We start from the raw sequence: 26506 nt of genomic DNA, 5'->3' as shown, positions 1-26506 counted from the left end.
CACGAAATGTCGTTGCGTTAATGAAATCTAAACTACGATAGGCGGCGACTCAGCGTAAAGAGTCCGATCTGCAACACTGGGGTTTTCCCCAGCTCCTGCGTTTTCGTTTATCCACTGCTTACGCACAGGCGTCGCTGGCGCTGCGGGGCCGAGAGCGTCATACGCGCGCGGATTGACAGCAGGCCCTTGGCGCCTATCATGCGGAAATCGTGGAGAAGGGCCGCTCGGCTGGGCGGCTCTTTTCTTTTTTTCGACGCCTGGAGCGCGCCGCGACGACGACAGCGGCCGCCGCCGAACCGCCAAGGACGGCCGATCCCGTGTCCCCCGCCCCGTCTCCATCTCCGCTCCTGCCCGTCTTTGCGCGTGCGGACCTCGCCTTCGAGCGAGGCGAGGGCTGCTGGCTGGAGACCGCCGAGGGCGCGCGCTACCTCGACTTCGCCGCAGGCGTCGCGGTCAATTCGCTCGGCCATGCGCATCCTCACCTGGTCGAGGCGCTGACGACGCAGGCCCAGAAGCTCTGGCACGTCTCCAACCTCTACCGGATCCCGGAAGGCGAGCGGCTGGCGCAGCGACTGGTCGACGCGACCTTCGCCGACGTCGTGTTCTTCGCGAACTCCGGCGCCGAGGCGCTTGAGGCGTCGATCAAGCTGGCGCGCAAGCATTTCCACGCCAACGGCCAGCCCGAGCGCTTTCGGCTGATCACCTTCGAAGGCGCGTTCCACGGCCGCACGTTGGCGACGATCGCGGCCGGCGGCCAGGCCAAGTACATCGAGGGCTTCGGACCCAAGGTCGAAGGCTTCGACCAGGTCCCGTTCGGCGATCTCGACGCCGTCGAGGCGGCGATCACGCCCGAGACGGCCGGCATCCTGATCGAGCCCCTGCAGGGCGAGGGCGGCGTCCGTCTCGTCCCGCCGGCGTTCCTGCGGGCCCTGCGCGAGATCTGCGACCGGACCGGCCTGCTGCTGGTGTTCGACGAGGTCCAGACCGGCGTCGGCCGCACGGGCCATCTGTTCGCGCATGAGATGTCCGGCGTGACCCCGGACGTTATGGCGATCGCCAAGGGCATCGGCGGCGGGTTTCCGCTCGGCGCCTGCCTCGCCACGCGCGCCGCGGCCGACGGCATGACCGCCGGCGTTCACGGCTCGACCTTCGGCGGCAATCCGCTCGCCATGGCGGTCGGCAACGCCGTGCTCGACGTCGTGCTGGCGCCGGGCTTCCTCGACCATGTCCGCCGGATGGGCCTGCTGCTGCGGCAGAGGCTCGCGGGCGTCGTGGACGCGCATCGGTCGCTCGTGACCGAGGTGCGCGGCGAGGGGCTGCTCACCGGCCTGCGCTGCGCGATCCCGAACGGCGATGTCGCCGCGGCGTTCCGCGCCGAGCGGCTGCTCAGCGTCGGCGCCGGCGACAACGTCGTCCGCCTGCTGCCGCCGCTCATCGTGACGGAGGCCGAGATCGGCGAGGCGATCGGGATGATCGACCGCGCGCTCGGCCGCATCGAACGGGACATGGGACTCGCGCTTGCGCGGGGAGCCGCCGAATGACGACGCCCAACCACTTCCTCGACCTGGCCGATCTGTCGGGCTCCGAGCTCCGCGCGATCCTCGACGCCGGCCGCGCCATGAAGGGGCGGCGGCGTACGCCCGCCGCGGAGTCCGACAAGCCGCTCGCCGGTAAGGTCGTCGCCATGGTGTTCGAGCAGCCTTCCCTGCGCACCCGCATGTCGTTCGACGTCGGGATCCGCGACCTTGGCGGCGAGAGCATCATGGTCTCCGGCAAGGAGATCGAGCTCGGCGAGCGCGAAGCGATCGCCGACACCGCGCGCGTGCTGTCGCGCTTCGTCGATGCGATCATGATCCGCATGCTCAAGCACGACGCGCTGCTGGAGCTTGCGAAGCACGCCACCGTGCCGGTGATCAACGGCCTGACGAAGGTCTCGCATCCCTGTCAGGTGATGGCCGATCTTCTCACCTTCGAGGAGCGCAAGGGGCCGATCCGGGGCCGGACCGTGGCCTGGACCGGCGACACCAACAACGTGCTCGCCTCCTGGATCCACGCCGCGGCGCGCTTCGACTTCCGCATCAACGTCGCGACTCCGCCGGAGCTCGCGCCCTGCGAGGCCATCGTCGCCTGGGCGAAGCGCGAGGGCGCAGACCTGCGCCTCGGCGTCGATCCGGAGGAGGCCGTCGCCGGCGCGGACGCGGTCATCACGGACAGCTGGGTCTCGATGGGCGACGCCGACGGCGAGCGCCGTCACAACCTGCTCCGGCCCTACCAGGTGAACGAGCGGCTGATGGGCAAGGCGGCGCCGGACGCGATCTTCATGCACTGCCTGCCGGCCCACCGCGGCGAGGAGGTCACCGACGAGGTGATCGACGGCCCGCAGTCGGTGGTGTTCGACGAGGCGGAAAACCGCCTCCATGCGCAGAAAGGCGTGCTCGCCTGGTGCTTCGGCGCAGTGGGCGCCTGAGGCGGCGGCGTCCGTCCGGCGGCCATGCATGCGGCGGGCGCTCTTCCGCCCGGCGCTCTCTCTCCCTAAGTAGGCGGCCATGAACGACATCTCACCCTCCGCCCCCCGCGAGGACGGCGACGACCGCATCCTGCCGTTTCAGATCGAAGAGCTCGACGTGCGCGGGCGCGTGGTGCGTCTCGGCCCCGCGATCGACCGCGTGCTGGAGCGCCACGCCTATCCCGCGCCGGTCTCGAAGCTCGTCGGCGAGGCCGTGGCCCTTACGGTGCTGCTCGGCTCCTCGCTCAAGCTCGAAGGCCGGTTTCAGTTGCAGACGCGGTCCGACGGACCGGTCGGCATGCTGGTCGTCGACTTCGAGGCGCCCGACAAGGTGCGCGCCTGCGCCCGCTTCGACGCCGACCGCCTCGCGGAGACGAACGGAGCGTCCGCCGGCGCGCTGCTCGGCCACGGCCATATGGCGCTGACCATCGACACCGGCTCCGAGGCTTCGCGCTACCAGGGCGTCGTGGCGCTGGAGGGCGGCTCGCTCGAGGACGCCGCCCACACCTACTTCGAGCAGTCCGAGCAGATCCCGACCAAGGTGCGGCTCGCGGTCGCCGAGAGCTTCGAGGCCGGCGCCCGCCACTCCTGGCGCGCCGGCGGGCTGCTGGTGCAGTTCCTGCCGGAAGCGCCCGAGCGCATGCGCACGCCGGACCTCGCCCCCGGCGACGCGCCGGAGGGCGCGGCGTTCGACGAAACGCCGGTCGACGACGCATGGGTCGAGGCGGAGACGCTGGTCGCCACCGTCGAGGACCACGAGCTGATCGACCCGATGCTGGCGCCGGAGCGCCTGCTGATCCGCCTGTTCAACGAGCGCGAGATCCGCGTGTTCGACAGCCGCGCCGTGCGCGAGGCCTGCCGCTGCTCCCACGAGCGGGTGCGCGGGATGCTGAAAAGCTTCTCGCCCGAGGAGCGCCGCGACATGCTCACCGACGCCGGGGCGATCGAGGTGACCTGCGACTTCTGCTCGACCAAGTACGGCTTCGATGTCGCCGAGGTGGCGGCGATCGACCGCGAAGCCGCCGACGAGACCGCGGCGGACTGAACGCCGGCCGGCGCCGCGCCCCGGAGAACGATCCGGGATGACCGTCAGCCGTCAGTTCGCTGCGGCGCGGCTCTCTGTTCGTCGAGACGTGGCGTTCTATGGCTGATGCCGAAACGTGACTGCGGCGGGCCGGCGCGCGTCCGCGACGGCGCGACAGTTGACGGCCTGCGCGCGTGGGAGCTTATGCTGCAGGAATGAGCACGTCCGCGCCCCTGGAATCGAACGACGACCACAGCTGGACCGCGGTGACGCGGGCGATCCGCGTGACCGTGCAACCGCGCTACATGCCCGGCGAGTCCGCGCCGGAAGAGGAGCGCTATGTCTTCGCCTACACGGTCGAGATCGTGAACGAGGGCGAGGAGACGGTTCGGCTGGTCGCGCGCCACTGGCGCATCATCGACGGCCGCGGCCGCACCGAGGAGGTGCGGGGACCTGGCGTCGTCGGGGAACAGCCGCTTCTGCCGCCGGGCCAGTCCTACACCTACACCAGCGGCGCGCCTCTCCCGACGCCCTCCGGCATCATGGTCGGCGCCTATCAGATGCAGACCGACGCCGGTCAGCCGTTCGAGGTGGCGATCCCGGCCTTCGCGCTGGAAAGCCCGCACGCCGTCCGCACCCTGCACTGACCTCGCGGCGATGACAGCCGCCTTCCCGGATGCGCGCGAGATCCTTGCGCGCCTCGTCGCCTTCGACACCGTCAGCTCGAAATCGAATCTGCCGCTGATCGACTATGTCGAGGCGTTGCTGGCCTCCGTCGGCGTCGCGTCCGTGCGGACGCCTGACGCCACGGGAGCCAAGGCCGCGCTGTTCGCCACCATCGGCCCCACGGACCGCCCCGGCGTGCTGCTCTCGGGCCACACCGACGTGGTGCCGGTGGCCGGCCAGCGCTGGACGTCCGACCCCTTCACCCTGGTCGAGCGCGACGGTCGTCTCTACGGCCGCGGCGCCTGCGACATGAAGGGCTACCTCGCCGGCGTGCTCGCGGCCGTCCCGCGCTTTCTCGCGGCGGATCTCGCGACGCCGATCCACCTGATCTTCTCCTACGACGAGGAGGTCGGCTGCATCGGGGTCGAGGGAACGATCGCGCGGTTCGGCGTCGATCTGCCGAGGCCGAAGCTTTGTCTCGTGGGGGAGCCGACCGAGATGACGGTCGTGAACGCGCACAAGAGCGTCTATGCCTTCGAGACCGTCGTCACAGGCCGGTCGTCCCACGCCAGCATGCCGCAGCTCGGAGCCAACGCCGTGCTGGCCGCGGGCAAGCTGCTCGTCGAGCTCGACCATATGCGCGAGGCGCTCGCCATGGACGGCGACCCGTCCGGCCGCTTCACGCCCGCGGAGACCACCATCACGGTGGGGATCGTGGAAGGCGGCGAGGCGAGCAACATCGTGCCGGAGCGCTGCCGCATCGCCTGGGGCTTCCGCGGGCTTCCGGGCTTCGACGGCGCGGGACCGCCGGCGCGTCTCGCGGATTTCGCGCAGCGTCACGTGCTGCCGTCGCTGCGCGACACAGCGCCCGACGCCGACGTGGTGACGACCGCCCTGGTCGAGGTGCCGGAGCTCTCGCCCGAGCCGGGGTCTCCCGCGGAGACGCTGGCTTTCGCGCTCGCCGGCCAGAACCGCTCCTTCGCGGTGTCCTACGGCACGGAGGCCGGCCACTTTCAGCGCGCGGGCGTGCCGACGGTCGTCTGCGGCCCCGGCTCGATCGCCCAGGCGCACACCGCGGATGAATTCCTCGATATGTCCCAGCTCGTCGCGCTCGAACGCTTTCTTGTGCGGCTTGCGGAGCGCTGCGCGTCGGGTCTTTGATCCGTTGCAGGACTCGGCGTGGAACGCCCGCGTCCTATATCGTCGCCAAGGGCGACGACGAGCGGGCCGCGAGCCCCCGGGAGCACGAGCATGTCCGACAGCATGAAAGGCAAGAGCCGCGTTCCCGCGACGACCACGGGCGGCGATCCGCTGCGCCGGCGCTCCGCCACGACGAGCGGCCGTCGTCTGAGACGCTTCGGGCTCGTCCTGGGCATCGTCGGCGTGACGTCGCTGGCCGCGGCTTACGCCGGCTCGAGCCTTATCGACCGCGACGCGCCAGCCACACCCGAAAAATCCGCCGCCGCGCCTGCGACCGATCCGAAGCTCGCCGCGCTGGAGGCGGAGCGTGAGCGCGCCGCCGACGCCGCCGCGCGACGTGAGGCGAAGCGCCTCGACGACGACGCGCGCAAGGCGGTCGTGGAGCGTGAACTGGCCGAACTGGAGCGCCAGCGCGACGCCCTGAAGCGTGAGGTCGCCGAACTTGCGGCGCCGCTGTCGTCCCCCGAGCAGCCGGCGGCAAGGCCGGAAGGCCCCACGCAACCGGACGAGGCTCAGGCCGACGTCGCGGAAGCGCCCGCCGACGAGGCCGGCGAAGCGCCTGCCGCGCGAGCCGCTCGGACGGATCAGGGACCGATCGTCGCCCGCGCCTCGACGGAGCGCGATCAACCCGAGCGGTCGGCGGCGACGGTCGACGATCCGTTGACGGCCGAGCCCGAAGGGTCGGTGCGGGTGTTCATCCATGTCCGCGCGTCGGACGCCCGCGCCATCGCCCGGGCCCGCGCGGTCGCGGCCGAACTGGAGCGCGAGGGCGTGGCGGTCGCCGGCATCCGCGGCGTGCCGTTCCCGGTGCGTCAGGACGCGATGCGCTATTTCTACGACGCGGACCGGGGCTCGCTCGACGCCCTGAGCCGCGCGGTCGAAGGCGCAGTCGGCGTCGCTCCCCGCGCCCAGGATTTCCGCCGGTACGGCGCCCCGCCCCGCCGCGGAACGCTGGAGCTGTGGCTGTCTTAACGGCCGGTTGGCCAGTCATCTGATCGGCGCGACCGGATCGCGCCCAAGGCGGTTGCCGGGACGGCGGAGCCGGCGGTTGACAGCGGCGGGCAAACGGGCGCTCTAACGACTTCGTGAGCGAACGCAGTCGTTTAGAGGTATTCTAATGAGCGCGTTGGACAGGCGAGCGCTGCTGCGCTCCGGCGTGACCCTGGGCGCCGCGACGGTTGTCCCGTTCGCGCCACGTGCGACGGCCGCGGAGGTGCTGACGCTCTACAACGGCCAGCACGCCGAGCCCGCCACCGCCGTCGTCCAGGCCTTCATGGCCGCGACCGGCGTTCAGGTGGCGATCCGCAAAGGCGGCAGCGCGCAGCTTGCGAACCAGATCATCGAGGAGGGCGCGGCCTCGCCCGCGGACGTGTTCTTCTCGGAAGAAACCGCGCCGGTCACGACGCTCGCCGCGCGCAAGCTGCTGGCGCCGGTGGCGGCGGAGACCCTGCGCCAGATTCCGGCGGCCTACGCCGCGAACGACGGCCGCTGGATCGGCGTCACCGCGCGCTGCCGTGTCGTCGCCTACGACGCCAAGCAGGTGACGCCCGCCGAGCTGCCGTCCTCCGTGCTGGACTACGCCACGCCCGCCTGGAAGGACCGCGTGGCCTATGTGCCGACCAGCGGCGAGTTCCAGAGCCAGGCGCTCGCGATCGTGAAGCTCCGGGGCCGCGAGGCGGCGATCGCCTGGCTGAAGGGACTGAAGGACAACGGCCGGATCTACAACGGCAACGTCGCCGCCGTGCAGGCGGTGCAGCGCGGCGAGATCGCGACCGCGCTGGTCAACAGCTACTACTGGTATTCGGTCGCCGACGAGATCGGCGAGGAGAACATGCGCTGCCAGCTGCACTACCTCGGGGCCAAGGACCCGGGCGCTCTGGTGACGCTGTCGGCCGCGGGCGTGCTCGCCTCCAGCCGCAAGCCGGAGCTCGCGCAGCGCTTCGTCGCCTTCATGACCGGGACCGCCGGGCAGCAGGCGATCGTGGACGCCGTCGCCGAGTACCCGGTGCGGCCGGGCGTGGTTTCGCCCTACAAGCTCAAGCCGATGGACCAGCTCGACCCGCCCGACCTGACGCCGGACGACGTCAGCGACGCGGCCGAGGCGCTCGCCCTGCAGCGCGAGGCGGGCCTGGCGTGAGCCTCGCGCTTTCGCGGCGAAGCCCGGCGCCGCCGGTCTGGCTGCTGCTTGCCGCGGCCCCGACCTGCCTGCTGATCGCCCTGCCGCTCGCCTACGTCGCCCTACGGGCATGGGGCGTCGGCGCGGCAGGCGTGGCGGACGAGCTGCTGAGGCCGCGCACGCTGGAGCTGCTGGTCAACACGCTGACGCTGTCGCTGTCGGTGACCGTGATCTCCGCGATCCTCGGCGTCGCCTGCGCATGGGTGGTCGAGCGCTGCGACCTGCCGGGGCGGCGCGCCTGGCGCATCCTGCTAGCGCTGCCGCTCGCGACCCCCGCCTTCGTGGCGAGCTTCGCCTGGGCCTCGCTCGACGTCGCCTTCCAGGGCATGGGCGGCGCCATCCTGATCCTGTCGCTGTCGCATTACCCGCTGGTCTATCTGCCGGTGGCCGCGGCGCTCCGCAGCATGGACCCGGCCTATGAGGACGTGGCGCGTTCGCTCGGCCGCGGCCCCTGGCGCGCGTTCTTCGGGGTCGCGCTGCCGCAGGTCTGGCCGGCGCTGGGGGCCGGGGCGCTGCTCGCGCTCACCCACATGCTGGCGGAGTTCGGGGCGCTCGCGCTCCTGCGGGTGCAGACCTTCACCACCGCGATCTTCGCCTCCTACGAGCTTCAGTTCGACAGCTCGAACGCAGCCCTGCAGTCGGCCGTGCTGCTGGCGCTCAGCCTCCCGGCGGCCCTCTTCGAGATGCGGCTCCGGCGCGGCATGCGCTTTTCCCGCAGCGGGCGAGGCGGACGCCGCGCGCCTAGGCTGCTGGCGCTCGGGCGTCTGAAGCTCCTCGTCGTTGTGGCCTTCGCCGTCCTCGTGGCGCTGGGCTCCGGCGTGCCGGCGGGCATGCTGGTCTATTGGCTTGCGGTCGGCCGCTCCGCGGCGCGCGGCGTCGTAGACATCTGGCCGGCGGTCGAAGGCTCGCTCGGCCTCGCGCTCCCCGGCGCGCTCATCGTCACCGCGCTCGCGCTGCCGCTGGTGCTGGCCGCGACCCGCAGGCGGAGCCCGCTGACGGCGCTGCTCGACCGGCTGCCCTACGTCGTCCACGGCCTGCCCGGACTCGTGGTCGCGCTGGCGCTGACCTTCTTCGCGATCCGCTACGTTCCCGCGCTCTACCAGACCACCGCGCTGCTGTTCGCGGCCTACGCCGTTCTTTTCCTACCGCTCGCGCAATCGGCGCTCCGGGCCTCGGTGGAGCTCGCGCCGCCAGGGCTGGAAGAGGTCGCGCGCAGCCTGGGCAAGGGGCCGCTCATGGCCTTCGCGACTGTCACCCTGCCCAACATCCTCCCCGGCGTCGGGGCGTCGCTCGCGCTGATGACCCTGGAGCTTGTGCGGGAACTCACCGCCACGCTGCTGCTCGCCCCGATCGGCGTGACCACGCTCGCGACCGAGGTCTGGTCGCGAGCGAACGACGGGCAGTACGCGGCGGCGGCCCCGTTCGCGGCCCTGCTGGTGGCGCTTTCGGCCCTGCCCGTCTACGTGTTCACCCGCCGCAGCCTGGAGCTCCACGACCTCTGATGCGAAGCGTCGTCGTCTCGAACGTGATGAAGGCCTATGCGGGCCACCCGGTGCTGAAGGGCGTCGACCTCGCGGTCGGCGAGGGCCGGATCGCGGCGCTGCTCGGCCCGTCCGGCTGCGGGAAGACCACGCTGCTGCGGTTGATCGCGGGTTTCGATCGCGTTGACGACGGGTTGATCTCGATCGACGGTGCGGTCGTCTCAGGGGAGGGGCGGCACGAGCCGGCGGAAAGGCGCCGCGTGGGCTACGTGCCGCAGGAAGGGGCGCTGTTTCCCCACCTCACCGTCGCCGGCAACGTCGGCTTCGGGCTCGCCCGGAGGGACCGCACGCCGGCCCGGATCGCCGAGGCTCTCGCCCTCGTCGGCTGCGCGGCGCTTGGCGACCGCTACCCTCATCAGCTCTCCGGCGGCCAGCAGCAGCGGGTCGCGCTGGCGCGCGCTCTGGCTCCCCGCCCGCGGCTGGTGGTGCTGGACGAGCCGTTCAACGGGCTCGACCTCGATCTCCGGCGCGCGGTCGCGGCCGACGTCACCGCCACGCTCAGGCGCACCCGCGCCTCCGCCATCCTCGTGACGCACGACCCGGAGGAGGCCTTCGCCTCGGCCGACCTCGTCGCGGTGATGCACGCCGGGCGCATCGCCCAGGCTGCCGATCCGCGCACGGTCTACCTTACGCCGGCGAGCCCCGAGGTCGCGCGCATCACCGGAGCCGCGATCTTCCTCGACGCGACGGTCTCCGCCGGCCGGGCGACGACGCCGCTCGGGATGGCGGATCTCGGCGCGGTGGCGGAGGGAGTAAACGGCCGGGCGTCGCTTTGCCTGCGGCCGGAGCAGATCGTGCTCGCCCGGCCGGACGGGGGCCGCGCCGCCAAAGTGGTGGACATGAGCTTCCGCGGCGACCACAGCCTCCTCACCGTGGTGGTGGACGATCGGCGCCTGAACGTGCGCGCGCCCGCCGCCTTCGAGGCCGACGCCTCCGGCCTCGTGCATCTCGCGATCGCGGGCCCCTGCGTCGCCTTTCTTCCTTCCTGACCGACAAAGGCCTGCCGCATGCCCCAGCTGTCCCTCGCCGAGGCCCACGCTCTCGCCGCGACCGCCTTCCTCCGCAATGGCGCGCGGGAGGAGGTCGCGGCCCGCGTCGCCCAGGCGCTCGTCGCCTCCGAGGCCGACGGGCTGAAGGGGCACGGCCTCGCGCGCGTCCAGCCCTATGTGGCCCACCTTCGCACAGGGAAAGTCGACGGCAAGGTCACGCCCACGTTGACCCGGCCCCGCCCCGGTGTGCTCGCGATCGACGCCGCCCACGGCTTCGCCTATCCCGCGCTGACGCTCGCGATCGAGGCCCTGCCGGCGGCGGCGGCCGAGCAGGGGATCGCGGCGGCCGCCATCCGCCGGTCGAACCACTGCGGCGCCGCCGGCCACACCGTCGAGGCGCTGGCGGAGCAGGGCCTCGTTGCGCTGATGGTCGCGAACGCCCCGGCCTCGATCGCGCCCTGGGGCGGCAAGGTCCCGCTGTTCGGCACCAACCCCATCGCCTTCGCCTGCCCGTTGCCCGGCCGGGAGCCGGTGGTGATCGACATGTCGGTCTCCAAGGTCGCGCGCGGCAACATCATGGCGGCGCACCAGCGCGGCGAGCCGATCCCGGAGGGCTGGGCCTTCGACGCCGATGGCCGCCCCACCACCGACGCCGCGGCGGCGCTCGCCGGCACCATGGTCCCCGCCGGTGACGCCAAGGGCGCGACGCTCGCCATGATGGTGGAGCTGCTGGCCGCCGGCCTGGTCGGCGCGAGCTTCGGCCACGAGGCGTCCTCGATGTTCGACGGCACGGGCGGCCCGCCCGACGTCGGCCAGCTGATCATCGCGATCGACCCCGCCGCATTTTCCGGCTCCGGTCCCCAGCGCTTCGCCGTGCTGGCGGAGGCGGTCGAGGCCCAGGACGGCGCGCGTCTCCCCGGCTCCCGCCGCATCGCCGCCCGCGCCACGGCGGCGGCCGAGGGCGTCGCGGTCGACGCCGCGCTGATCGCGACCATCAAGGGGTTGAGCTGAAGGCTGACGAAGGTCTCCTCGCGTCATGCCCGCGTCTTCGCGGGTATCCACGACTTCGGGGCGCTCGACGTCCAAGTCGTGGATACCCGGCTTCGCCGGGCATGACGGCGCACGCACTCCCGCTCCTCCCGCCTTACTTCACCGGGCGCTTCTCCAGCTTCCGGGCGAGCGTCCGGCGGTGCATGCCGAGGCGGCGGGCGGTCTCGGAGATGTTGAACTCGGTCTCGATCAGCGTCTCGTGGATCCGCTCCCACTCCAGCGTCTTGATCGAGGTCGGACGTTCGGTCAGCGGGGTCTCGGCGTCGCCCTCGACGCGTGCGAAGGCGGCCTCGATGTCGTCGGTGTTCGAAGGCTTCGCCAGATAGTGGCAGGCGCCGAGCTTGATGGCCTCGACCGCGGTCGCGATGCTCGCGAAGCCGGTCAGCACCACGATGAGCATGTCGGGGTCGTGCGCGTGCAGCCGCTGCACGCAGGCGAGGCCAGAGGAGCCCGCGAGCTTGAGGTCGACCACCGCGTAGGCCGGCGAGACCGTGGTCAGCAGCGCGTCCAGCTCCTCGGGGCCTGCGGTCGCGTGGGCCTCGTAGCCACGGCGCTCGAACGAGCGGCGCAGCGTCGCCGCGAACTTGGCGTCGTCGTCGACGATCACGAGGATCCGGTCATCCGCCATCGGCCGTCGGCTCCTCCAGCATCAGCGCCGCGAGCGGCAAGGTCAGCAGCACCTCGGCGCCGCCTTCCGGACGGTTGCGGGCCTCCACCGCCCCGCCGAGCTTGCGCAGGGCGTTGACCACGAGGAACAGGCCGAGCCCGCCGCCGGGGCGCCCCTTCGTGGAGTTGTACGGTCGGCCGAGGTTTTCGATCATGTCCGGCGCGAAGCCGGGGCCAGCGTCGCGCACGGTGATCGCGAGCGTTTCCCCGCGCCGTTCGGCGGCCACGCCCACCCAGCGCGGCGAGGCCTCCACGGCGTTGTCGATGACATTGCCGATCACCTGCTTCAGCGCGGAGTCCGAGACGATCGCGACGTCGTCGCCGAAGCGGTCGTCATAGACCAGGGCGTCGACCGCGCGGGCGGTCCGGCGGTCGTCGACGATCTCGGCGAGGAAGGCGCGCATGGTGGTGACGGCCGGCGCCTCGCCGCGGGCCTCGCCGGCCGCGAGCAGGATACCGGTGACGATCGCCTTGCAGCGTGCGACCTCCGCCTGCATGGCGTCGACGTCGGCGATCAGCTCGGCGTCGGAGGCGATCGCGGGGATGCGGCGCCAGTCGCCGAGGATCACCGCGAGCGTCGACAGCGGCGTGCCGAGCTCGTGCGCCGCGCCGGAGGCGAGCAGGCCCATGCGGACGATGTGCGCCTCCTCGGCGGCCTGCTGGCGCAGCGCCGCGAGCCGCGCGTCGCCTTCCCTGAGGTTTGCGCTGACGCGGCCGACGAAGATCACGAGCAGCGCGGCGTCGAGCGCGAAGCAGACCAGCATGCCGATGACGTGCAGCTCGAACAGGTCGGCGCCCGGCGCGAGCGCCAGAGGGCGGTAGGCGAGCGCGAGCCCGCCGAAGCACGCGACGGTGACGACCACCATGGCCCAGGTCGACCATGCCGCCAGCAGCACGGCCGCCAGCGTCACCTGCAGCAGGTAGAGGAAGGCGAAGGGGTTGGTGGCGCCGCCGCTGAGGTAGAGCAGGGCGGTCAGCGCCGCGGCGTCGAAGGTCAGCGCCAGGAACAGCTCCTGGTTCGAGACCTCCTGCGGCCAGGCCTTCAGGCGCAGGAGGCTGACGAGATTGAGCGCGGCGAGCGCGGCCAGCGCGGCGGCCATGGGCGCCAGCGGCAGGCGGATGTCGAGCGCCCATTCGACGAAGGCGATGGTCACGATCTGGCCGACGACCGCGATCCAGCGCAGCTGGATCAGCAGCATCAGGTTCTTGCGGCCCGCGCCGGCGCCAGGCCCTGCGGCGGGGCGGGCGAGAGGCGGCGTCACGTCGCGCGGGTCTCGCGGCGGACGCGGCGCTCGTGCCGAGCCACAACGACGGCCGCTGCGGCGACCATCAACGCCAGACCGAACCAGGTGAGCGCGTAGACCAGATGGCTGTTGGGAAAGGCGATCACGGTGAGGCCCCCGACCGGCCAGCCGCCGGGGTTCGGCGTGCGGTCCGCGTCCACGAAATAGGGCGCGACATGATCGAGACCCCGGGTCTCGGAGATAGCGGCCACGTCGCGCGAGCGCCAGAGATCGCGCGCGGGATCGTTCGCCCGCAGGAAGCCGCCCTTCGGCTCGGTGACGCGGAGCAGGCCAGTTACGGTCGTCTCGCCCGGGGTCTGGGCCGCCGCGCGGCTTGCGGGCGCGCGGCGCTCGGGCGGCACGAAGCCGCGGTTGACCAGGACGGTGAAGCCTTCGCGCGTGCGGAGCGGCGTCATCACCCAGAAGCCGGCGCCGAGATCGGTCGTGGCCTGGGTGAGGGTTTCCTTCGCGTGGTCGAAGACGCCCGTCAACGCGACGCGCAGGTACTCGCCGTCGGCGGCGGAGATCGTTGGCCAGGCGTCCGGGCCGGGGGCGGGGACGGGGCCTGCGTGGACGCGGGCGTCCACACGGGCGATGAGGTCGAGCTTCCAGGCGCGGCGCTCCACCTGCCAGACGCCGAGGGCGGAAAACCCCGCGATCAACGCAAGTCCGAGGAGAGCCAGGATCGTCAGCGCTGCGGCCGATCGTGGCCGCGCGCTCCGCTCCGGGGCCTCCGGAGCGGGCGGGATGTTCCCGCCCGCCGCCGTCATCGCATCTGGCGCGCGCCCTCGGGCGACATCGGCATGCTGTCGTCGTGCGCGCCCATGGGCATCATGTTGGCGTTCAGGTGGTGCATCACCCAGAACGAGCCGGCGAGCGTGATCACCACCACCACGATGGTGAAGATGAGGGCCAGCATCGTCCAGCCGCTCTCCGACTTCGAGTTCATGTGGAGGAAGTAGACCATGTGCACCACGATCTGGATCGCGGCGAACACCAGCACCACGATCGCCGCCGTCGTCGGGCTGCGGAACACGTCGCCCATGATCAGCCAGAACGGGATCGCGGTCAGCAGGACCGACAGCAGGAAGCCGGCGAGGTAGCCGCCGAAGGTGCCGTGGGACGCGCCGTGCTCGTCGTGGTCGTGGTGCGCGTCGTGGCCGGCGGGGTCGTGGCTGTGAACGGCGGGCGGTGCGGAGCTCATCACAGCGTCCCCATCAGATAGACGAAGGTGAAGACGCCGATCCAGATGACGTCGAGGAAATGCCAGAACATCGACAGGCAGGCGAGGCGGCGGCGGTTCTCGGCGATCAGGCCGCGGCGCGTGACCTGGATCATCAGCGTGATCAGCCAGATCATGCCGAAGGTGACGTGCAGGCCGTGGGTGCCGACCAGCGTGAAAAAGGACGACAGGAAGGCCGAGCGCTGGGGCGTCGCGCCCTCGTGGATGAGGTGCGCGAACTCGTAGACCTCGACGCAGAGGAACGCCGCGCCGAACAGGCCGGTGACGCCGAGCCAGAACAGAGTGGAGCCCTTCCGGTTCTTCGCCATCTCAAGCATGGCGAAGCCGTAGGTGATCGACGACAGTAGCAGGAACGCCGTGTTGAGCGCCACCAGCCCGAGGTCGAACAGGTCCTTGCCCGACGGCCCCGCGGCGTAGCTGCGGCCAAGCACGCCGTAGCAGGCGAACAGGACCGCGAAGATCAGGCAGTCGCTCATCAGGTAGAGCCAGAACCCCAGCAGGGTGCCGTTCTCCGGATGGTGCTCCTCGGTGGTGTAGAACTGCGGCGCGGCGGCGCCGGAGGCGATCGTGGTGGTGGTCATGGCGTCAGGCCCGCCCTTCGAGCAGCTTCGTCCGCGCCCGCTCCGAGGCGATGACCTCGGACGCCGGGATGTGGAAGTCGCGGTCGTAGTTGAAGGTGTGCACGATCGCAGCCGCGATCAGGCACAGCAGGCTGGCGGCGGCGAGCCACCAGATGTGCCAGATCAGGGCGAAGCCGCAGATCACGCTGAGAGCCGACAGCACGACGCCCGCGCCGGTGTTCTTCGGCATGTGGATCGGGATGAAGCCCGAGGTCGGCCGCACGTAGCCGCGGCGCTTCATGTCGTGCCAGGCGTCGAGGTCGTGCACCACGGGGGTGAAGGCGAAGTTGTAGGCCGGCGGCGGCGACGAGGTCGCCCACTCCAGCGTGCGCCCGTCCCAGGGATCGCCGGTGACGTCCTTGAGCTGCTCGCGCTTCCGGATGCTGACGAAGATCTGCATCAGGAACGCGCCGATGCCGACAGCGATCAGCACCGCGCCGAAGGCCGCGATCACGAACCAGATCTGCAGCGAGGGGTCTTCGAACTTCGAGACGCGGCGGGTGACGCCCATCAGGCCCAGGACGTAGAGCGGCATGAAGGCGACATAGAAGCCCACCACCCAGAACCAGAACGACACCTTGCCCCAGAACTCGTCGAGCTTGAAGCCGAAGGCCTTCGGGAACCAGTAGTTGATGCCGGCGAACAGGCCGAACAGCACGCCGCCGATGATGACGTTGTGGAAGTGCGCGATCAGGAACAGCGAGTTGTGCAGGACGAAGTCGGCCGGCGGCACGGCCAGCAGCACGCCCGTCATGCCGCCGATGACGAAGGTCAGCATGAAGGCGACGGTCCACATCATCGGCAGCTCGAAGCGGATACGGCCGCGATACATCGTGAACAGCCAGTTGAAGATCTTCGCGCCCGTCGGGATCGAGATGATCATCGTGGTGATGCCGAAGAACGAGTTCACGCTCGCGCCCGACCCCATCGTGAAGAAGTGGTGGAGCCAGACGAGGTACGACAGGATGGTGATGACCACCGTGGCGTAGACCATCGAGGCGTAGCCGAACAGGCGCTTGCCGCAGTAGGTCGAGACCACCTCGGAGAAGATGCCGAAGGCGGGCAGGATCAGGATGTAGACCTCCGGGTGGCCCCAGATCCAGATCAGGTTCACGTACATCATGGGGTTGCCGCCCATGTCGTTCGTGAAGAAGGCGGTGCCGAGGTAGCGGTCGAGGGAGAGCAGCGCCAGCACGGCGGTCAGCACGGGGAAGGACGCCACGATCAGCACGTTGGTGCAGAGGGCGGTCCAGGTGAAGATCGGCATGCGCATCATGGTCATGCCCGGCGCCCGCATCTTCACGATGGTGGCGATCAGGTTGACGCCCGACAGCAAGGTTCCGACGCCCGCGATCTGCAGCGCCCAGATGTAGTAGTCGACGCCGACCCAGGGGCTGTAGGCGATGCCGGACAGCGGCGGGTAGGCGAGCCAGCCCGTGGCGGCGAACTCGCCGACGAACAGCGAGGTCATGACGAGCACGGCGCCGCCGGTCGTCATCCAGAAGCTGAAGTTGTTCAGGAAAGGGAAGGCCACGTCGCGCGCGCCGATCTGCAGCGGCACGACGTAGTTCATGAAGCCGGTGACCATCGGCATCGCCACGAAGAAGATCATGATCACGCCGTGGGCGGTGAAGATCTGGTCGTAGTGGTGCGGCGGCAGGTAGCCTTCGAAGCCGGCGAAGGCGATCGCCTGCTGGGCGCGCATCATCAGGGCGTCGGAGAAGCCGCGCAGCAGCATGATGACGCCGAGGATCATGTACATGATCCCGATCTTCTTGTGGTCGATCGAGGTCAGCCACTCGCGCCACAGCCACCCCCAGAGGCGGAAGTAGGTGATCGCGCCGAGGGTCGCGAGACCGCCGACGGCCACGCCGGCGAAGGTCACGAGCAGGATCGGCTCATGCAGCGGAATGGCTTCGAGCGAGAGGCGGCCGAACAGCAGGCTCTCGGGGGCCGGGGTTGGGGTCATCTCACAAACTCTCGTCGGTCATTCCGCGACCGGTCGGTCGGCCTGAGCGCGCTCGGCGACCGACGTGCGGGGCGTAAAGGTTTCGAGCGAAGCGCGGCCGGCGGCCGCAGGCCGCGGCGTCGCGACCTCCGGGGTCTCGCCGTCGCGGGGCGCCTCGGGGGTACAGACGGCTGCGACGAAGCGCTTCGGCGGGGCCTGCTCTCCGCCGCGGACGCGCGGCCTGTCGTACTTGAGCGCGAACACGTTGCCGATGCCGGCCATGCCCATGCCGCCCTTGGCGTCTATGCGCATCATGTCCTTCATGCACATCTTGGCGGTGTCGACGCACATGTTGAGGATCGCGTCGTAGAGCGCGGGATCGACGGCGCCGTAGCGCTTCACCGGCTCCTTCACGCTGGGGCGTTCGAGCCCGAGATAACCCGCGCGGTCCAGCGAACCGCCGCCGTCCTTCGCGGACTGGACCCACCTGTCGAAGTCCTCGCGGGCGAGCCCGTGGAACTTGAAGCGCATGTCGGAGAAGCCGGCGCCGCTGTAGTTCGCGGAGAAGCCGTCGTACTCGCCGGCCTTGTTGATGATCGCGTGGAGCTTCGTCTCCATGCCGGGCATGGCGTAGATCTGGCCCGCGAGCGCCGGAATGAAGAACGAATTCATCACCGTCGACGAAGTGATCTTGAACTGGATCGGCTGGTCGACCGGAGCCGCCAGCTCGTTCACCGTCGCGATCCCGAGGTCGGGGTAGAGGAACAGCCACTTCCAGTCGAGCGCCACGGCCTCGACGACGAGCGGCTTCACGCCTTCGGGCAGCGGGCGGTTGGCGGCGATGCGGTCGAGCGGCCGGTAGGGATCGAGCAGGTGGGTCGACACCCAGGTGATCGCGCCGAGCGCCACGATGATCGCGAGCGGGGCCGCCCAGATGACGATCTCGAGCCGCGTCGAGTGGTGCCAGTCGGGATCGTAGACCGCGTCCTTGTTGGACTGGCGGTAGCGCCAGGCGAACAGGACGGTCAGCGCCATCACCGGAATGATGATGAGCAGCATGAGGATCGTCGAGATGACGATCAGGTCGCTTTGCTGCGACGCGATATCGCCCGACGGCTTCATCACGACCAGGTTGCAGCCTGCGAGCAGGCCCAACAGCGGGAGGAGGACGAGTCTGCGGAATGTCAACGTAACGGCCTGATCAGGTTGGTGTGACGAAGGCTCGCGTGACGGCCTATGCGCCTAGCGGCGGCCGCGACATTGGACGGTTTGTCCCATGGGCTTTTGCGCTGCAACAGGATTGGAGTGCGCGCATCGTCGCGCTCTCGGCGGCGGTCGCTCGGGAACGGGACGCCCTCCGCCGAGTTGAGCGTAGGAATCGATGGCCGCGCGCGCCATACTCCGTTCGAGAGAACAAGGCGACGCGCCGCCGAACGGACGCGCACGGGGAAAAGGACGAGGGTGGACGCATGAGCCAGCAGGCGGTTTTGACGCACGGGGAGATGGCCCCCGACGAGGGAAAGACCGAGCGGCATGAAAGCGTGTCGCCGGGCGAGATCGCGCTCGCGGTGGTGATCGGCCGGACGTCGGAGTTCTTCGACTTCTTCGTCTACGGCATCGCCTCGGTGCTGGTGTTTCCCAAGCTCCTCTTCCCTGGAGCGGAGCCGCTCACGGCCACGCTGTACTCCTTCGCGATCTTCTCGCTGGCCTTCGTCGCCCGCCCGGTCGGCTCCGTGCTGTTCACCGAGATCGGGCGCCGGCATGGCCGCGGAGTGAAGCTCACCATCGCGCTGTTCCTGCTCGGCGGTTCGACCGCCGCGATCAGCTTCCTGCCGAGCCACGCCCAGATCGGCGCCGCCGCGATCTATCTGCTCGCCGCCTTTCGTATCGGCCAGGGCCTTGCTCTTGCCGGCGCGTGGGACGGCCTGCCGTCGCTGCTGGCGCTGTCGGCTCCAGAGAACAAGAAGGGCTGGTATGCGATGATGCCGCAGCTGGGAGCCCCGTTCGGCTTCCTGCTGGCCGCCGGCCTGTTCCTGTTCTTCGTCGGCGTGCTGTCCGAGGCCGACTTCCTGAGCTGGGGGTGGCGCTATCCGTTCTTCGCGGCTTTCGCGATCAACGTCGTCGCGCTGTTCGCCCGCCTGCGGCTCGTCGTGACCAAGGAGTACAGCGAGTCGCTCGAAAGCCAGGAACTCGACCCGACGTCGATCTACGAGCTGCTGAAGGTCGACGGCCTGACTGTCCTGACCGGCGCTTTCGCGCCGCTCGCCTGCTTCGCGCTGTTCCACCTCGTGACCATCTTTCCGCTGTCCTGGGTGACGCTGTTCACGGACCGGCACGCCGGCGAATTCCTTGTGATCGAGATCATCGGCGCCTTCGTCTTCATCGCCGCGATCGTGGCGTCCGGGCTGCTCGCCGACCGCGTCGGCCGGCGGACGGTGCTCGGCTCCGCGGCGGTCGCGATCGGCGTCTACAGCCTGCTCGCGCCCTGGCTGCTCGGCGGCGGCGTGAACGGCGAGACCGCGTTCATCCTCGTCGGCTTCGGGCTGCTCGGCCTCGCCTTCGGCCAGTCCTCCGGCGCGCTCTCCTCAATCTTCCAGCGCCGCAACCGCTACACCGGCTCGGCGTTGACCTCCGACCTCGCCTGGCTGATCGGCGCCGGCTTCGCCCCGCTGGTCGCGCTCGGCTTCTCCGCCAAGTTCGGCCTCGGTTTCGTGGCGCTCTACCTGCTGTCGGGCGTCGCCTGCACGCTGGCCTCGCTGTTCTTCGCCCGCCAGCTCGCCACGGTCGACTGAGGGCTTCATCGCCGGGCTGTTCGGGAAGGGCGCGGCCGCGTGGCTGCGCCCTTCGTGTTTGGGCGATGCGCCGAAGGCCCCATCCCATCCCGGCTAATCCTCAAAAGCTCGAGAACCAGAGGCGGGCGGTCTCTCCTCCGGAAGGGGAGGCGGCCTTGGCGCAGCCGAGGTCGGGTGGGGTGGGTCCCGGACAGGCGGCGGGCTATAACCTCCCGCATTGATCGACCTTCCCGGAGCCCCGACCGATGAGCACCGACACCGTCCTCGCCGCCCTTCGCGCCGCTCTCGGCGACGCAGGCGTGCTGACGGACCCCGAGCGGACGGGCGCCTACCTCGTCGACATGCGGAAGTACCTCACAGGCAAGTCCCCTGCGATCCTGCGGCCCACCTCCACCGAAGAGGTCGTGAAGGCGGTCGAGATCGTCGGCGCGGCCGGCCTGGGCCTGGTGCCGCAGGGCGGCAACACCTCCTACTGCGGCGGGGCGACGCCGGACGAGAGCGGGCGGCAGTTTGTGGTCAGCCTCGAGCGCATGGCGAAGATCCGCTCCGTCGATCCGCTCGGCTTCACCCTGTCGCTCGACGCGGGCGTCATCCTCGCCGACGCCCAGAAGGCGGCGGACGACGCCGGTCTGACGCTGCCCATGAGCCTCGGGTCGCAGGGCAGCGCGCGCATCGGCGGCCTGCTCGGCACCAACGCCGGCGGGCTCTCGGTGCTGCGCTACGGCATGATGCGCGACCTGCTGCTCGGAATCGAGGCGGTGCTGCCGGACGGCTCGGTGCTGCGCGACATGCGCCGGCTGCGCAAGAACAACACCGGCTACGACGTCAAGCAGTGCTTCGTCGGCGCCGAGGGCACGCTCGGGATCGTCACCGGCGCGGTGCTGAAGCTGATCCCGCAGGCTTCCCGCCGCGCCACCGCCTGGCTGCCGCTGGCCGCCGCGGCGCCGCTCGCCGAGATGCTGGCGCTGATGCGGCGCGAGACGGCGGATCTGATCTCGTCGTTCGAGTTCATCACCACCACCGCGCTCGGCCTGGTCGCCGGCTCGGATTCGGGCCTGCACGCCGGCGAAGGCGGGACGCTGCTGATCGAGCTGTCGTCCTCGTCGGACCGCATTCCGCTCGACGACGTGCTGCTCGGGGCGGTGGAGCAACTCGCCGAGCGCGGCTGGATCGAGGACGGCCTGCTCGCCAGCAACGAGCGCCAGCGCGCCGAGATGTGGCGGATGCGGGAGACCATCCCCGAGGGAGAGCTGAAGGCCGGCGGCTCCATCAAGCACGACATCTCGGTGCCGATCTCCTCGGTCGACGCCTTCCTCGTGCGCGGCGCGGAGATCGTCGCGGCCTACGACGCGACCTTCCGGCTCTCGGTCTACGGCCACGTCGGCGACGGCAACCTGCACTACAACGTGCTGGTGCCGCCGGGCGAGGAGCGCCTCGCCTTCTCCAAGCGGATCGAGACCGAGCTTGCGCCGCAGCTCTACGATCTCGCCGCCGAGATGGACGGAGCCTTCAGCGCCGAGCACGGCGTCGGCCGGCTGAAGCGCGGCCTGCTCGAGCGCTACGGCGATCCTGTGCGCCGCCAGACCATGCGGCGGATCAAGACCGCGTTCGACCCTGGCAACGTGATGAACGCCGGCGCGGTGGTCGACCCGCTGGGGTGAGCGCGGGCGGGCCGGGTCACGGCCGCTTACGACCGCAGGCTGAAGCTCACCGGCGCCAGGATCTTCAGCGAGCGCACCTCAGCGGGCGGCGCCGGCAGCGGCGAGGCGCGGCGGGTCACGGCCACCGCCTCGCGGTCGAGATCGGCATGCCCGGTGCCGCGCGCGAGCTCCGCCGCCTGCACGACGCCCGAACGATCGATGGTGATGCGCACGTAGGCGACGCCTTCCTCGCGACGGCTCTTCGCCGGCAGCGGATAGCGCTTGTGCCGGTTGATCTGCGCGAGCACGCGGTTGGTCCAGTCGGCGGGCGCGACCGCGCTGGCGACCCCGGGCGAGCTGGCGGCGACGCGCTCGGACCGGGCCGCATTGACCTTGGGAGCCGCGGTCGTCTCGCGCGCGGGGGTTGGGGTCGGACGGGCGCGCTGCGACTTCGGCCTGGGGTCCGCGGGCCGCGGCTTTGCGTCCTCCCGGGCCGGCCGTTCAGGCGGAGCGGCGGCGACCACGGCTTCCACCGGCGCGTGTTCCGCGGTGAGCGCGGCGGACTCGGCGGCCCGCTCGTCCGGCGGGACCTCGGCGGCGTCGTCCGTGGAAGGCTCCGCCTGGACCTCGTCGGGCTCGACCGGCTCCAGCGCGTCGGCGGCCGCGGTCGCGGACTCGACCGCGGGCGCCGCGTCGCTCGCCTCCGAGGCCGGAGCGGTCGGCAGCGGCGCGAAGTCGATCATCACAGCCGCCGCCTCCGGCGCGGGCTGCGCCGGCGCGGGCGCCCAGCGCATCAGCGCGCCGGCGCCGAGGCCGAGATGAAGCGCGGCCGCGACGGCGAAGGCGGCGGCCCAGCGCCCGGCGCCCGGCCCCTGCACAGCGGCCGGAAAGGCGGCCGCTGCCGCCGTCATTTCGGCATGAGGTCGTCGACCAGCGCCCGCACCCGGGCGAAGGCGGCGGCCGCGCCCGCGACGGCGCGGGCGTCGTCGTCGGCGCTCAGCGGGGCGTCGTCGAGCGCCTGGGTGAAGCGGCGCCAGTGCAGGCCGCGGCCTTCCGGATGGGCGGCGAGGTGGCGCGCGCCGAAGTCCGGGTCCAGCCCGAGCTTGAGCGCTTCCTTCAGCAGGAAGGCGGCGCCGAGGCTGGAGCCCTCCGCCACATAGAGCCAACCGAGCGCGGCGGGAAGATCGGAGGGGTCGACGGCGGGGTCCGTCAGCGGCGCCGGCTCCGCGCCGAGATCACGCAGGTCCTGCTCGATCAGCGCCAGCTTCGCGCGCGCGGCGAGGTCGGGCGCGACCAGCTGCAGCCTGGCGTCGGCGTAGAGCGGCGCGACGTCCGCATGGAAGCGGCGCTGGACCTCGAGAAAGCGGATGTAGGAGGCGCGGCTGGCGAAGGGCTGGGCCTGCATGATCCGCGCGTCGAGGCGCTCGTGCATGTCGTGGGTGGCGCGGCGCAGCGTCTGGACGCGGCTCTCCGCGGGGCGGTCGATCAGGTCGGGCGCGGCGTCGGCCATTGGGGTCTCTCGTCGTGGTCAGGCGCCGGCGCGAACAGGTCCGCGCCGGCCTTGGAACAATAGGGTCAGGTGAACAGGAAGTCGTTGGCGTGAAGGTCTGCGGCGTTCACGCCGAGGAGCGTGATTGTGTTGTTGGCGTCGACCCTGATCACGGCGTTCGCGCCCGAGTCCGTGGTTGCGGCCAGCACGTCCTCGAAGCTGTCGAAGATCGACGAGGCGAACGAGATGCGGTCGCCGGCGCCGGGTCCCGCCTCGAAGTCGTTGATGCGGTCCTTGCCGAAGCCCGCGGCGAACTGGAACACGTCGCGGCCTTCGCCGCCGATCAAGACGTCGTTGCCCGCGTCGCCGATGAGGCGATCGTTGCCGGCCTGCCCGTAGAGCGTGTCGTTGCCCTTGCCGCCGCTCAAGACATCGGCGCCGTCGCCGCCGACGAGACGGTCGTTGTCCAGGCCGCCGATGAGACGATCGTTGCCCGCGCCGCCGTTCAGCGTGTCATTGCCTGCGCCGCCGGTGAGCGTGTCGTTGCCATTGCCGCCGTTCAGCGTGTCGGCGTGACCGTAGCCGGTGAAGGTGTCCGCGCCGGTGCTGCCTTTGAACACGATCGCGTTCGCGGCGAGCTGGGCCTTCAGCGCCGTCGTGCCGCCGTTCATCGTGTCGTAGACGAGGTTGTGCACGGCGTTGTTCGCGCCCGTGCCGGTGAGCCCCAACCCGCTGATCCTGAGGTCGACCGTGGAGGTGAAGTCGTCGGCGGCCGAGGCGTAGGTGAGGCCCTCGCCGAGGGTCACCGCGTCGAGCGCGCCGCCCAGGGTGTGGTTCGAGAAGTTGTAGTTGAGATCGCCGGCCGATCCGGATTCGAAGATCACCGACTGGCCGTCCGCGATCGGCAGCGTGGTGTCGCTGCTGTCCGACACCGCGAACTCGTCGCCGGAGAAGTCGGACGGGTTGGCGCTGAAGAAGCCCCAGCCGCTGGGGGCGAAGTCGGCGTCGAAGCCTGAGAGGTAGGTCGCGACGTTGACGCCGACGCCGTCGCCGTCAGCGTCGTAAGCGGTGATGGTGAGAGCCATGGCGCAATCTCCTTGGGTCGTCCCTCGGTCAAGGCGAGGGCTTGAAGCGGGCGCGGCGGTTCAGAACCGCGCCGTCACGCCGAGGGTCGCTGTGCGGCCCGGCGAAGCGGTGAGTTGGGAGGCCATCGCGTCCACATAGGCGCGGTCGGTGATGTTCTCGATCGCGGCGCGGACGGTGAAATTATCGTTGATCTTGTAGGATGCGTACGCGTCCAGCAGGACATACGGCTTGTAGATCGGCGACTGCGTGTTGGCTGCTCCCAGCATGTCCTCGGGGACGACGCGGGTGAGACGGCCGCCGACGGTCAGCTTGCGTTCGAAAAACCTGAAGCCGCCGTCGATCGCCACCTTCGTCTTCGGCGCGAGATAGAGACTCTGCAGGCTTGGATACGCGTAGCCGCCGGAATCGTAGTCTTCGTCGTAGGTGCCGTCGATGAGCGAGACCGACGCGCCGATGTACGCCGTGCCGGCGTCGTAATTCGCTTCGAGGTCGAGGCCCTTAAGCGTGGCCGGATTCTTCAGGTTCACGTTGGCAAAGTAATAGCCTTCCCCGCCGTTGGAGATGGTCGCCTGAGTGATGAAGTTTTTGACCTCGGTGGAGTAGATCGCAATCTTTGCGCGGAACGCGTCATCGTCGCGCAGGACGCCATCGAATTTCAGGTTGACGCCGGCCTCCCAGGTCTCGGAGATCTCGGGCTTCAGGTTCGGATTGGGCGCGAAGTAGATGGAGCCGCCGATGTGGGATCCCCCGAGCAGGGTCTCCATGATCGTCGGCGGCCGAAAGCCTTGCTTGTAGGAGCCGTAGACCTGCACTCCCGCGAGCGGCGTCACCGCGATTGTCGCGGTCGGCGACAGGCGACCTTGCGATCGGTCCACGTGGAATGGGAGGAACGCGTTGCCCGCGAGTTCGCTGAACACGAGGCCGGATCCGCTCAGATCGTACCGGTCGTAGCGCAGCCCGCCGATCACCTGCAGCCAGTCGGCATGGGTCAATTCGATCTGACCGAACGCGCTGCCCACGCCGCGCTTGCCGTTTGGGTTGCTGCCCGAAAACTGAACGTTGTCGGGATCGAAGCCGGGGTCGGCCCAGACCGAGGCGGTGTCGGTCTTGTCGTGAAAGTACTCGCCGCCGTAGGTCACCGCGACGTTGACGCCCGGCATTTCGAAGCGCGACGTGTTCTGAAGCGAGCCGCCGAAGGTGTCGATGGCGTAGTCGACCCGGGCCGCCGGGGTCCTTGGGGGGCGCGCAGGTCGAAACTGGTCGTCCGACGTGCGCGTGTAATAGACCTTGGCGTCGAGGTCGAACCACGGTCCGCCCGGCGTCCAGCGATAGGCGGCCGTAGCGGTGTGGTTTTCGACGGTGTTCGTGTCGATGTACGCGCCGCTGCCCGTGCCGAAGTCCGTGTTCAGGCCGATATAGCTCAACGTGATCTTGTGGTTTTCGGCGACCTCGGCGCTCGCCTTCAGCAGCCAGGACCACTGGTCCTGCGTCACGAAGTCTGAGACGGGCGTGCTGGAGCTATCGGAGGACCGCTCGTCCAGCGCGTCGCCGCGTTTGCCCGCCTCGTACTCGCCGAGCTTCTTGCGGCCCACCGCTCCGATCACTTCGACGGATTCGCCCACGCGCGCCGCAAGCGCCGCGCTGCCGTTGAAGTCGAACGCGTTGGTGCCCGTGGTCGCGTTGAGCCGCGTGCCCCAGGTCTTGCCGTCGAGGATCACGTCGGAGGCGTCGAGCGTGCGGAAGTTCACCACGCCGCCAATGACGCCCGCGCCGCCGGCGGTCGAGGTCGCGCCCTTCTCGACGTCGACGCGCGAGAGCAGCTCGGGGTCGACGTAGACGTAGGCCGTCGAGCCGTGGCCCGCCTGCTGGAAGTTCTGCCGGGCGCCGTCGATCGACATGTTCACGCGGCCCTGGTCCTGCAGGCCGCGGATGTTGACGTTCACGCCCGGGTTCTGCCGGTCGACCACCGTGTTGAGGCCCGAGACGCCGCGCAGGATGTCGGCGGTGTTGCGGGCGCCGCCGCGCTCGTCGATCGCCTGCCGGCCGACCTGCGCCACGCTTCCCGGGGTCTCGTAGACGTCGTCGGAGGCGCCCTGCCAGCCGGGGCCACCGGCAGAGCCCGCGTTCGCCGTCACCTCGACGGGGCCGATCAGGATGGCGTCGCCCGCGTCCACGCCGGACGGAATGGCGGCGGCGTTCCGGTCGTACAGCGTCACGGCGCGCGGCCCCACGACGCGAACGCCGAAGGGCGTATCGCCGAGAAGCGCCGTGAGCGCCTGGGGCGTGGAGTAGACGCCGCTGAGGGGGCGGCTCTGCGCGCCGGCCGGCAAGGGCGCAGCATAGGCGATGCGCCAGCCGCTGGTGGCGCCGACGTCGGCGATCGCGGCGGCCAGCGGCTTCGCGGCGACGTCGAAACGGTAGGTGGTCTCGGAAGCCTGCTGCGCCTGCGTTGGCGCGGCGGAGAGCGCGCTCGCGCCCAGCAGCCACGCGCTCAACCCCGCGAGCCTGAAGCCCCGTCCCATCGCCAAACGCATCACGCCGTCCCGTCCCCCGAGCCGGCGTCGCCCGGCTCTCAGGATGAGAAACG

The 26506-nt window shown here is 70.5% G+C and carries 23 protein-coding genes; 12 read left to right on the top strand and 11 right to left on the bottom strand.

Features of this window, described 5'->3' with window-relative positions; translation table 11 throughout:
- Positions 1–317 precede the first annotated feature (317 nt).
- The 10 genes from JOD31_RS19140 to JOD31_RS19095 all read left to right on the top strand — a co-directional run bounded on the left by JOD31_RS19140 (position 318) and on the right by JOD31_RS19095 (position 11113).
- On the top strand, positions 318–1541 hold the full coding sequence (locus tag JOD31_RS19140; protein ID WP_204952027.1) for an aspartate aminotransferase family protein: 1224 nt from the start codon (positions 318–320) through the stop codon (positions 1539–1541).
- On the top strand, positions 1538–2467 hold the full coding sequence (gene argF / locus JOD31_RS19135) for an ornithine carbamoyltransferase (protein ID WP_204952026.1): 930 nt from the start codon (positions 1538–1540) through the stop codon (positions 2465–2467). The genes JOD31_RS19140 and argF overlap by 4 nt, the downstream gene beginning before the upstream one ends.
- 79 nt (positions 2468–2546) lie before the next feature.
- Positions 2547–3551, top strand: a complete 1005-nt coding sequence (locus JOD31_RS19130; RefSeq protein WP_204952025.1) for an Hsp33 family molecular chaperone — start codon at positions 2547–2549, stop codon at positions 3549–3551.
- A 194-nt stretch (positions 3552–3745) separates the two neighbouring features.
- Positions 3746–4177, top strand: coding sequence for a Co2+/Mg2+ efflux protein ApaG (gene apaG / locus JOD31_RS19125; protein ID WP_020187030.1), 432 nt, complete (start codon positions 3746–3748; stop codon positions 4175–4177).
- A gap of 10 nt (positions 4178–4187) precedes the next feature.
- Positions 4188–5357, top strand: a complete 1170-nt coding sequence (argE, locus tag JOD31_RS19120) for an acetylornithine deacetylase (protein ID WP_204952024.1) — start codon at positions 4188–4190, stop codon at positions 5355–5357.
- Positions 5358–5447: 90 nt separating this feature from the next.
- Entirely contained in the window at positions 5448–6368 is a 921-nt protein-coding gene (locus tag JOD31_RS19115) for a hypothetical protein (RefSeq protein WP_204952023.1), read from the top strand.
- 145 nt (positions 6369–6513) lie between these two features.
- Positions 6514–7533 carry an extracellular solute-binding protein gene (locus JOD31_RS19110; RefSeq protein WP_204952022.1) on the top strand — a complete coding sequence of 340 codons (1020 nt, stop codon included), beginning with the start codon at positions 6514–6516 and terminating at the stop codon, positions 7531–7533.
- A complete protein-coding gene (locus JOD31_RS19105) occupies positions 7530–9074 on the top strand; it encodes an ABC transporter permease (protein ID WP_204952021.1) in 1545 nt (514 codons plus the stop codon). Before JOD31_RS19110 ends, JOD31_RS19105 begins: the two co-directional genes overlap by 4 nt.
- Positions 9074–10102 carry an ABC transporter ATP-binding protein gene (locus JOD31_RS19100; RefSeq protein ID WP_204952020.1) on the top strand — a complete coding sequence of 343 codons (1029 nt, stop codon included), beginning with the start codon at positions 9074–9076 and terminating at the stop codon, positions 10100–10102. The genes JOD31_RS19105 and JOD31_RS19100 overlap by 1 nt, the downstream gene beginning before the upstream one ends.
- Positions 10103–10120: 18 nt before the next feature.
- Positions 10121–11113 carry an Ldh family oxidoreductase gene (locus JOD31_RS19095; RefSeq protein WP_204952019.1) on the top strand — a complete coding sequence of 331 codons (993 nt, stop codon included), beginning with the start codon at positions 10121–10123 and terminating at the stop codon, positions 11111–11113.
- A 133-nt stretch (positions 11114–11246) separates the two neighbouring features.
- On the opposite strand, the gene JOD31_RS19090 is transcribed toward JOD31_RS19095, so the two are convergent.
- From JOD31_RS19090 to cyoA, 7 genes are read right to left on the bottom strand one after another with little or no spacing between them, the layout of a single operon-like run.
- On the bottom strand, positions 11247–11780 hold the full coding sequence (locus tag JOD31_RS19090) for a response regulator transcription factor (RefSeq protein ID WP_204952018.1): 534 nt from the start codon (positions 11778–11780) through the stop codon (positions 11247–11249).
- Positions 11770–13080 carry an ATP-binding protein gene (locus JOD31_RS19085; protein WP_204952017.1) on the bottom strand — a complete coding sequence of 437 codons (1311 nt, stop codon included), beginning with the start codon at positions 13078–13080 and terminating at the stop codon, positions 11770–11772. Before JOD31_RS19085 ends, JOD31_RS19090 begins: the two co-directional genes overlap by 11 nt.
- A complete protein-coding gene (locus JOD31_RS19080; RefSeq protein WP_204952016.1) occupies positions 13077–13871 on the bottom strand; it encodes an SURF1 family protein in 795 nt (264 codons plus the stop codon). The genes JOD31_RS19085 and JOD31_RS19080 overlap by 4 nt, the downstream gene beginning before the upstream one ends.
- Positions 13868–14305: a cytochrome o ubiquinol oxidase subunit IV gene (gene cyoD / locus JOD31_RS19075; RefSeq protein WP_204952015.1), complete on the bottom strand. Its 438-nt coding sequence runs from the start codon at positions 14303–14305 to the stop codon at positions 13868–13870. The genes JOD31_RS19080 and cyoD overlap by 4 nt, the downstream gene beginning before the upstream one ends.
- Positions 14305–14925, bottom strand: coding sequence for a cytochrome o ubiquinol oxidase subunit III (gene cyoC / locus JOD31_RS19070; RefSeq protein WP_204952014.1), 621 nt, complete (start codon positions 14923–14925; stop codon positions 14305–14307). The genes cyoD and cyoC overlap by 1 nt, the downstream gene beginning before the upstream one ends.
- Before the next feature lie 4 nt (positions 14926–14929).
- Positions 14930–16933 carry a cytochrome o ubiquinol oxidase subunit I gene (cyoB, locus tag JOD31_RS19065; RefSeq protein ID WP_204952013.1) on the bottom strand — a complete coding sequence of 668 codons (2004 nt, stop codon included), beginning with the start codon at positions 16931–16933 and terminating at the stop codon, positions 14930–14932.
- Positions 16934–16951: 18 nt separating this feature from the next.
- Positions 16952–18100 carry a ubiquinol oxidase subunit II gene (gene cyoA / locus JOD31_RS19060; RefSeq protein WP_271206203.1) on the bottom strand — a complete coding sequence of 383 codons (1149 nt, stop codon included), beginning with the start codon at positions 18098–18100 and terminating at the stop codon, positions 16952–16954.
- Between the two features lie 314 nt (positions 18101–18414).
- Between cyoA and JOD31_RS19055 the strand changes: the two genes are divergently transcribed.
- A complete protein-coding gene (locus JOD31_RS19055; RefSeq protein WP_204952065.1) occupies positions 18415–19704 on the top strand; it encodes an MFS transporter in 1290 nt (429 codons plus the stop codon).
- 245 nt (positions 19705–19949) lie between these two features.
- Complete coding sequence (locus tag JOD31_RS19050) at positions 19950–21365, top strand: FAD-binding oxidoreductase (RefSeq protein ID WP_204952012.1); 1416 nt, start codon at positions 19950–19952, stop codon at positions 21363–21365.
- A gap of 26 nt (positions 21366–21391) precedes the next feature.
- Here JOD31_RS19050 and JOD31_RS19045 read toward each other — a convergent pair whose 3' ends face one another.
- From JOD31_RS19045 to JOD31_RS19030, 4 genes are all read right to left on the bottom strand, one after another.
- Positions 21392–22255 carry an energy transducer TonB family protein gene (locus JOD31_RS19045; RefSeq protein WP_204952011.1) on the bottom strand — a complete coding sequence of 288 codons (864 nt, stop codon included), beginning with the start codon at positions 22253–22255 and terminating at the stop codon, positions 21392–21394.
- A complete protein-coding gene (locus tag JOD31_RS19040; RefSeq protein ID WP_204952010.1) occupies positions 22252–22854 on the bottom strand; it encodes a biliverdin-producing heme oxygenase in 603 nt (200 codons plus the stop codon). The genes JOD31_RS19045 and JOD31_RS19040 overlap by 4 nt, the downstream gene beginning before the upstream one ends.
- A 65-nt stretch (positions 22855–22919) precedes the next feature.
- Positions 22920–23918: a calcium-binding protein gene (locus tag JOD31_RS19035; RefSeq protein WP_204952009.1), complete on the bottom strand. Its 999-nt coding sequence runs from the start codon at positions 23916–23918 to the stop codon at positions 22920–22922.
- Between the two features lie 60 nt (positions 23919–23978).
- Complete coding sequence (locus JOD31_RS19030; RefSeq protein ID WP_246482604.1) at positions 23979–26453, bottom strand: TonB-dependent receptor; 2475 nt, start codon at positions 26451–26453, stop codon at positions 23979–23981.
- Positions 26454–26506: the final 53 nt, after the last annotated feature.

The sequence above is a fragment of the Methylopila capsulata genome, assembly GCF_016907975.1.
GTDB classification, from domain to species: domain Bacteria; phylum Pseudomonadota; class Alphaproteobacteria; order Rhizobiales; family Methylopilaceae; genus Methylopila; species Methylopila capsulata.
The sequence above is the reverse complement of the archived record's forward strand: the minus strand, read 5'-3'. Positions and strand labels throughout refer to the sequence as shown.

Bases quoted from the DNA above. Each gene is read 5' to 3' on its own strand.
- argF (WP_204952026.1), top strand. From the start codon at position 1,538: ATGACGACGCCCAACCACTTCCTCGACCTGGCCGATCTGTCGGGCTCC.
- JOD31_RS19130 (WP_204952025.1), top strand. From the start codon at position 2,547: ATGAACGACATCTCACCCTCCGCCCCCCGCGAGGACGGCGACGACCGC.
- apaG (WP_020187030.1), top strand. From the start codon at position 3,746: ATGAGCACGTCCGCGCCCCTGGAATCGAACGACGACCACAGCTGGACC.
- argE (WP_204952024.1), top strand. From the start codon at position 4,188: ATGACAGCCGCCTTCCCGGATGCGCGCGAGATCCTTGCGCGCCTCGTC.
- JOD31_RS19115 (WP_204952023.1), top strand. From the start codon at position 5,448: ATGTCCGACAGCATGAAAGGCAAGAGCCGCGTTCCCGCGACGACCACG.
- JOD31_RS19110 (WP_204952022.1), top strand. From the start codon at position 6,514: ATGAGCGCGTTGGACAGGCGAGCGCTGCTGCGCTCCGGCGTGACCCTG.
- JOD31_RS19100 (WP_204952020.1), top strand. From the start codon at position 9,074: ATGCGAAGCGTCGTCGTCTCGAACGTGATGAAGGCCTATGCGGGCCAC.
- JOD31_RS19095 (WP_204952019.1), top strand. From the start codon at position 10,121: ATGCCCCAGCTGTCCCTCGCCGAGGCCCACGCTCTCGCCGCGACCGCC.
- JOD31_RS19090 (WP_204952018.1), bottom strand. From the start codon at position 11,780: ATGGCGGATGACCGGATCCTCGTGATCGTCGACGACGACGCCAAGTTC.
- JOD31_RS19080 (WP_204952016.1), bottom strand. From the start codon at position 13,871: ATGACGGCGGCGGGCGGGAACATCCCGCCCGCTCCGGAGGCCCCGGAG.
- cyoD (WP_204952015.1), bottom strand. From the start codon at position 14,305: ATGAGCTCCGCACCGCCCGCCGTTCACAGCCACGACCCCGCCGGCCAC.
- cyoC (WP_204952014.1), bottom strand. From the start codon at position 14,925: ATGACCACCACCACGATCGCCTCCGGCGCCGCCGCGCCGCAGTTCTAC.
- cyoB (WP_204952013.1), bottom strand. From the start codon at position 16,933: ATGACCCCAACCCCGGCCCCCGAGAGCCTGCTGTTCGGCCGCCTCTCG.
- JOD31_RS19055 (WP_204952065.1), top strand. From the start codon at position 18,415: ATGGCCCCCGACGAGGGAAAGACCGAGCGGCATGAAAGCGTGTCGCCG.
- JOD31_RS19050 (WP_204952012.1), top strand. From the start codon at position 19,950: ATGAGCACCGACACCGTCCTCGCCGCCCTTCGCGCCGCTCTCGGCGAC.
- JOD31_RS19045 (WP_204952011.1), bottom strand. From the start codon at position 22,255: ATGACGGCGGCAGCGGCCGCCTTTCCGGCCGCTGTGCAGGGGCCGGGC.
- JOD31_RS19040 (WP_204952010.1), bottom strand. From the start codon at position 22,854: ATGGCCGACGCCGCGCCCGACCTGATCGACCGCCCCGCGGAGAGCCGC.
- JOD31_RS19035 (WP_204952009.1), bottom strand. From the start codon at position 23,918: ATGGCTCTCACCATCACCGCTTACGACGCTGACGGCGACGGCGTCGGC.
- JOD31_RS19030 (WP_246482604.1), bottom strand. From the start codon at position 26,453: ATGCGTTTGGCGATGGGACGGGGCTTCAGGCTCGCGGGGTTGAGCGCG.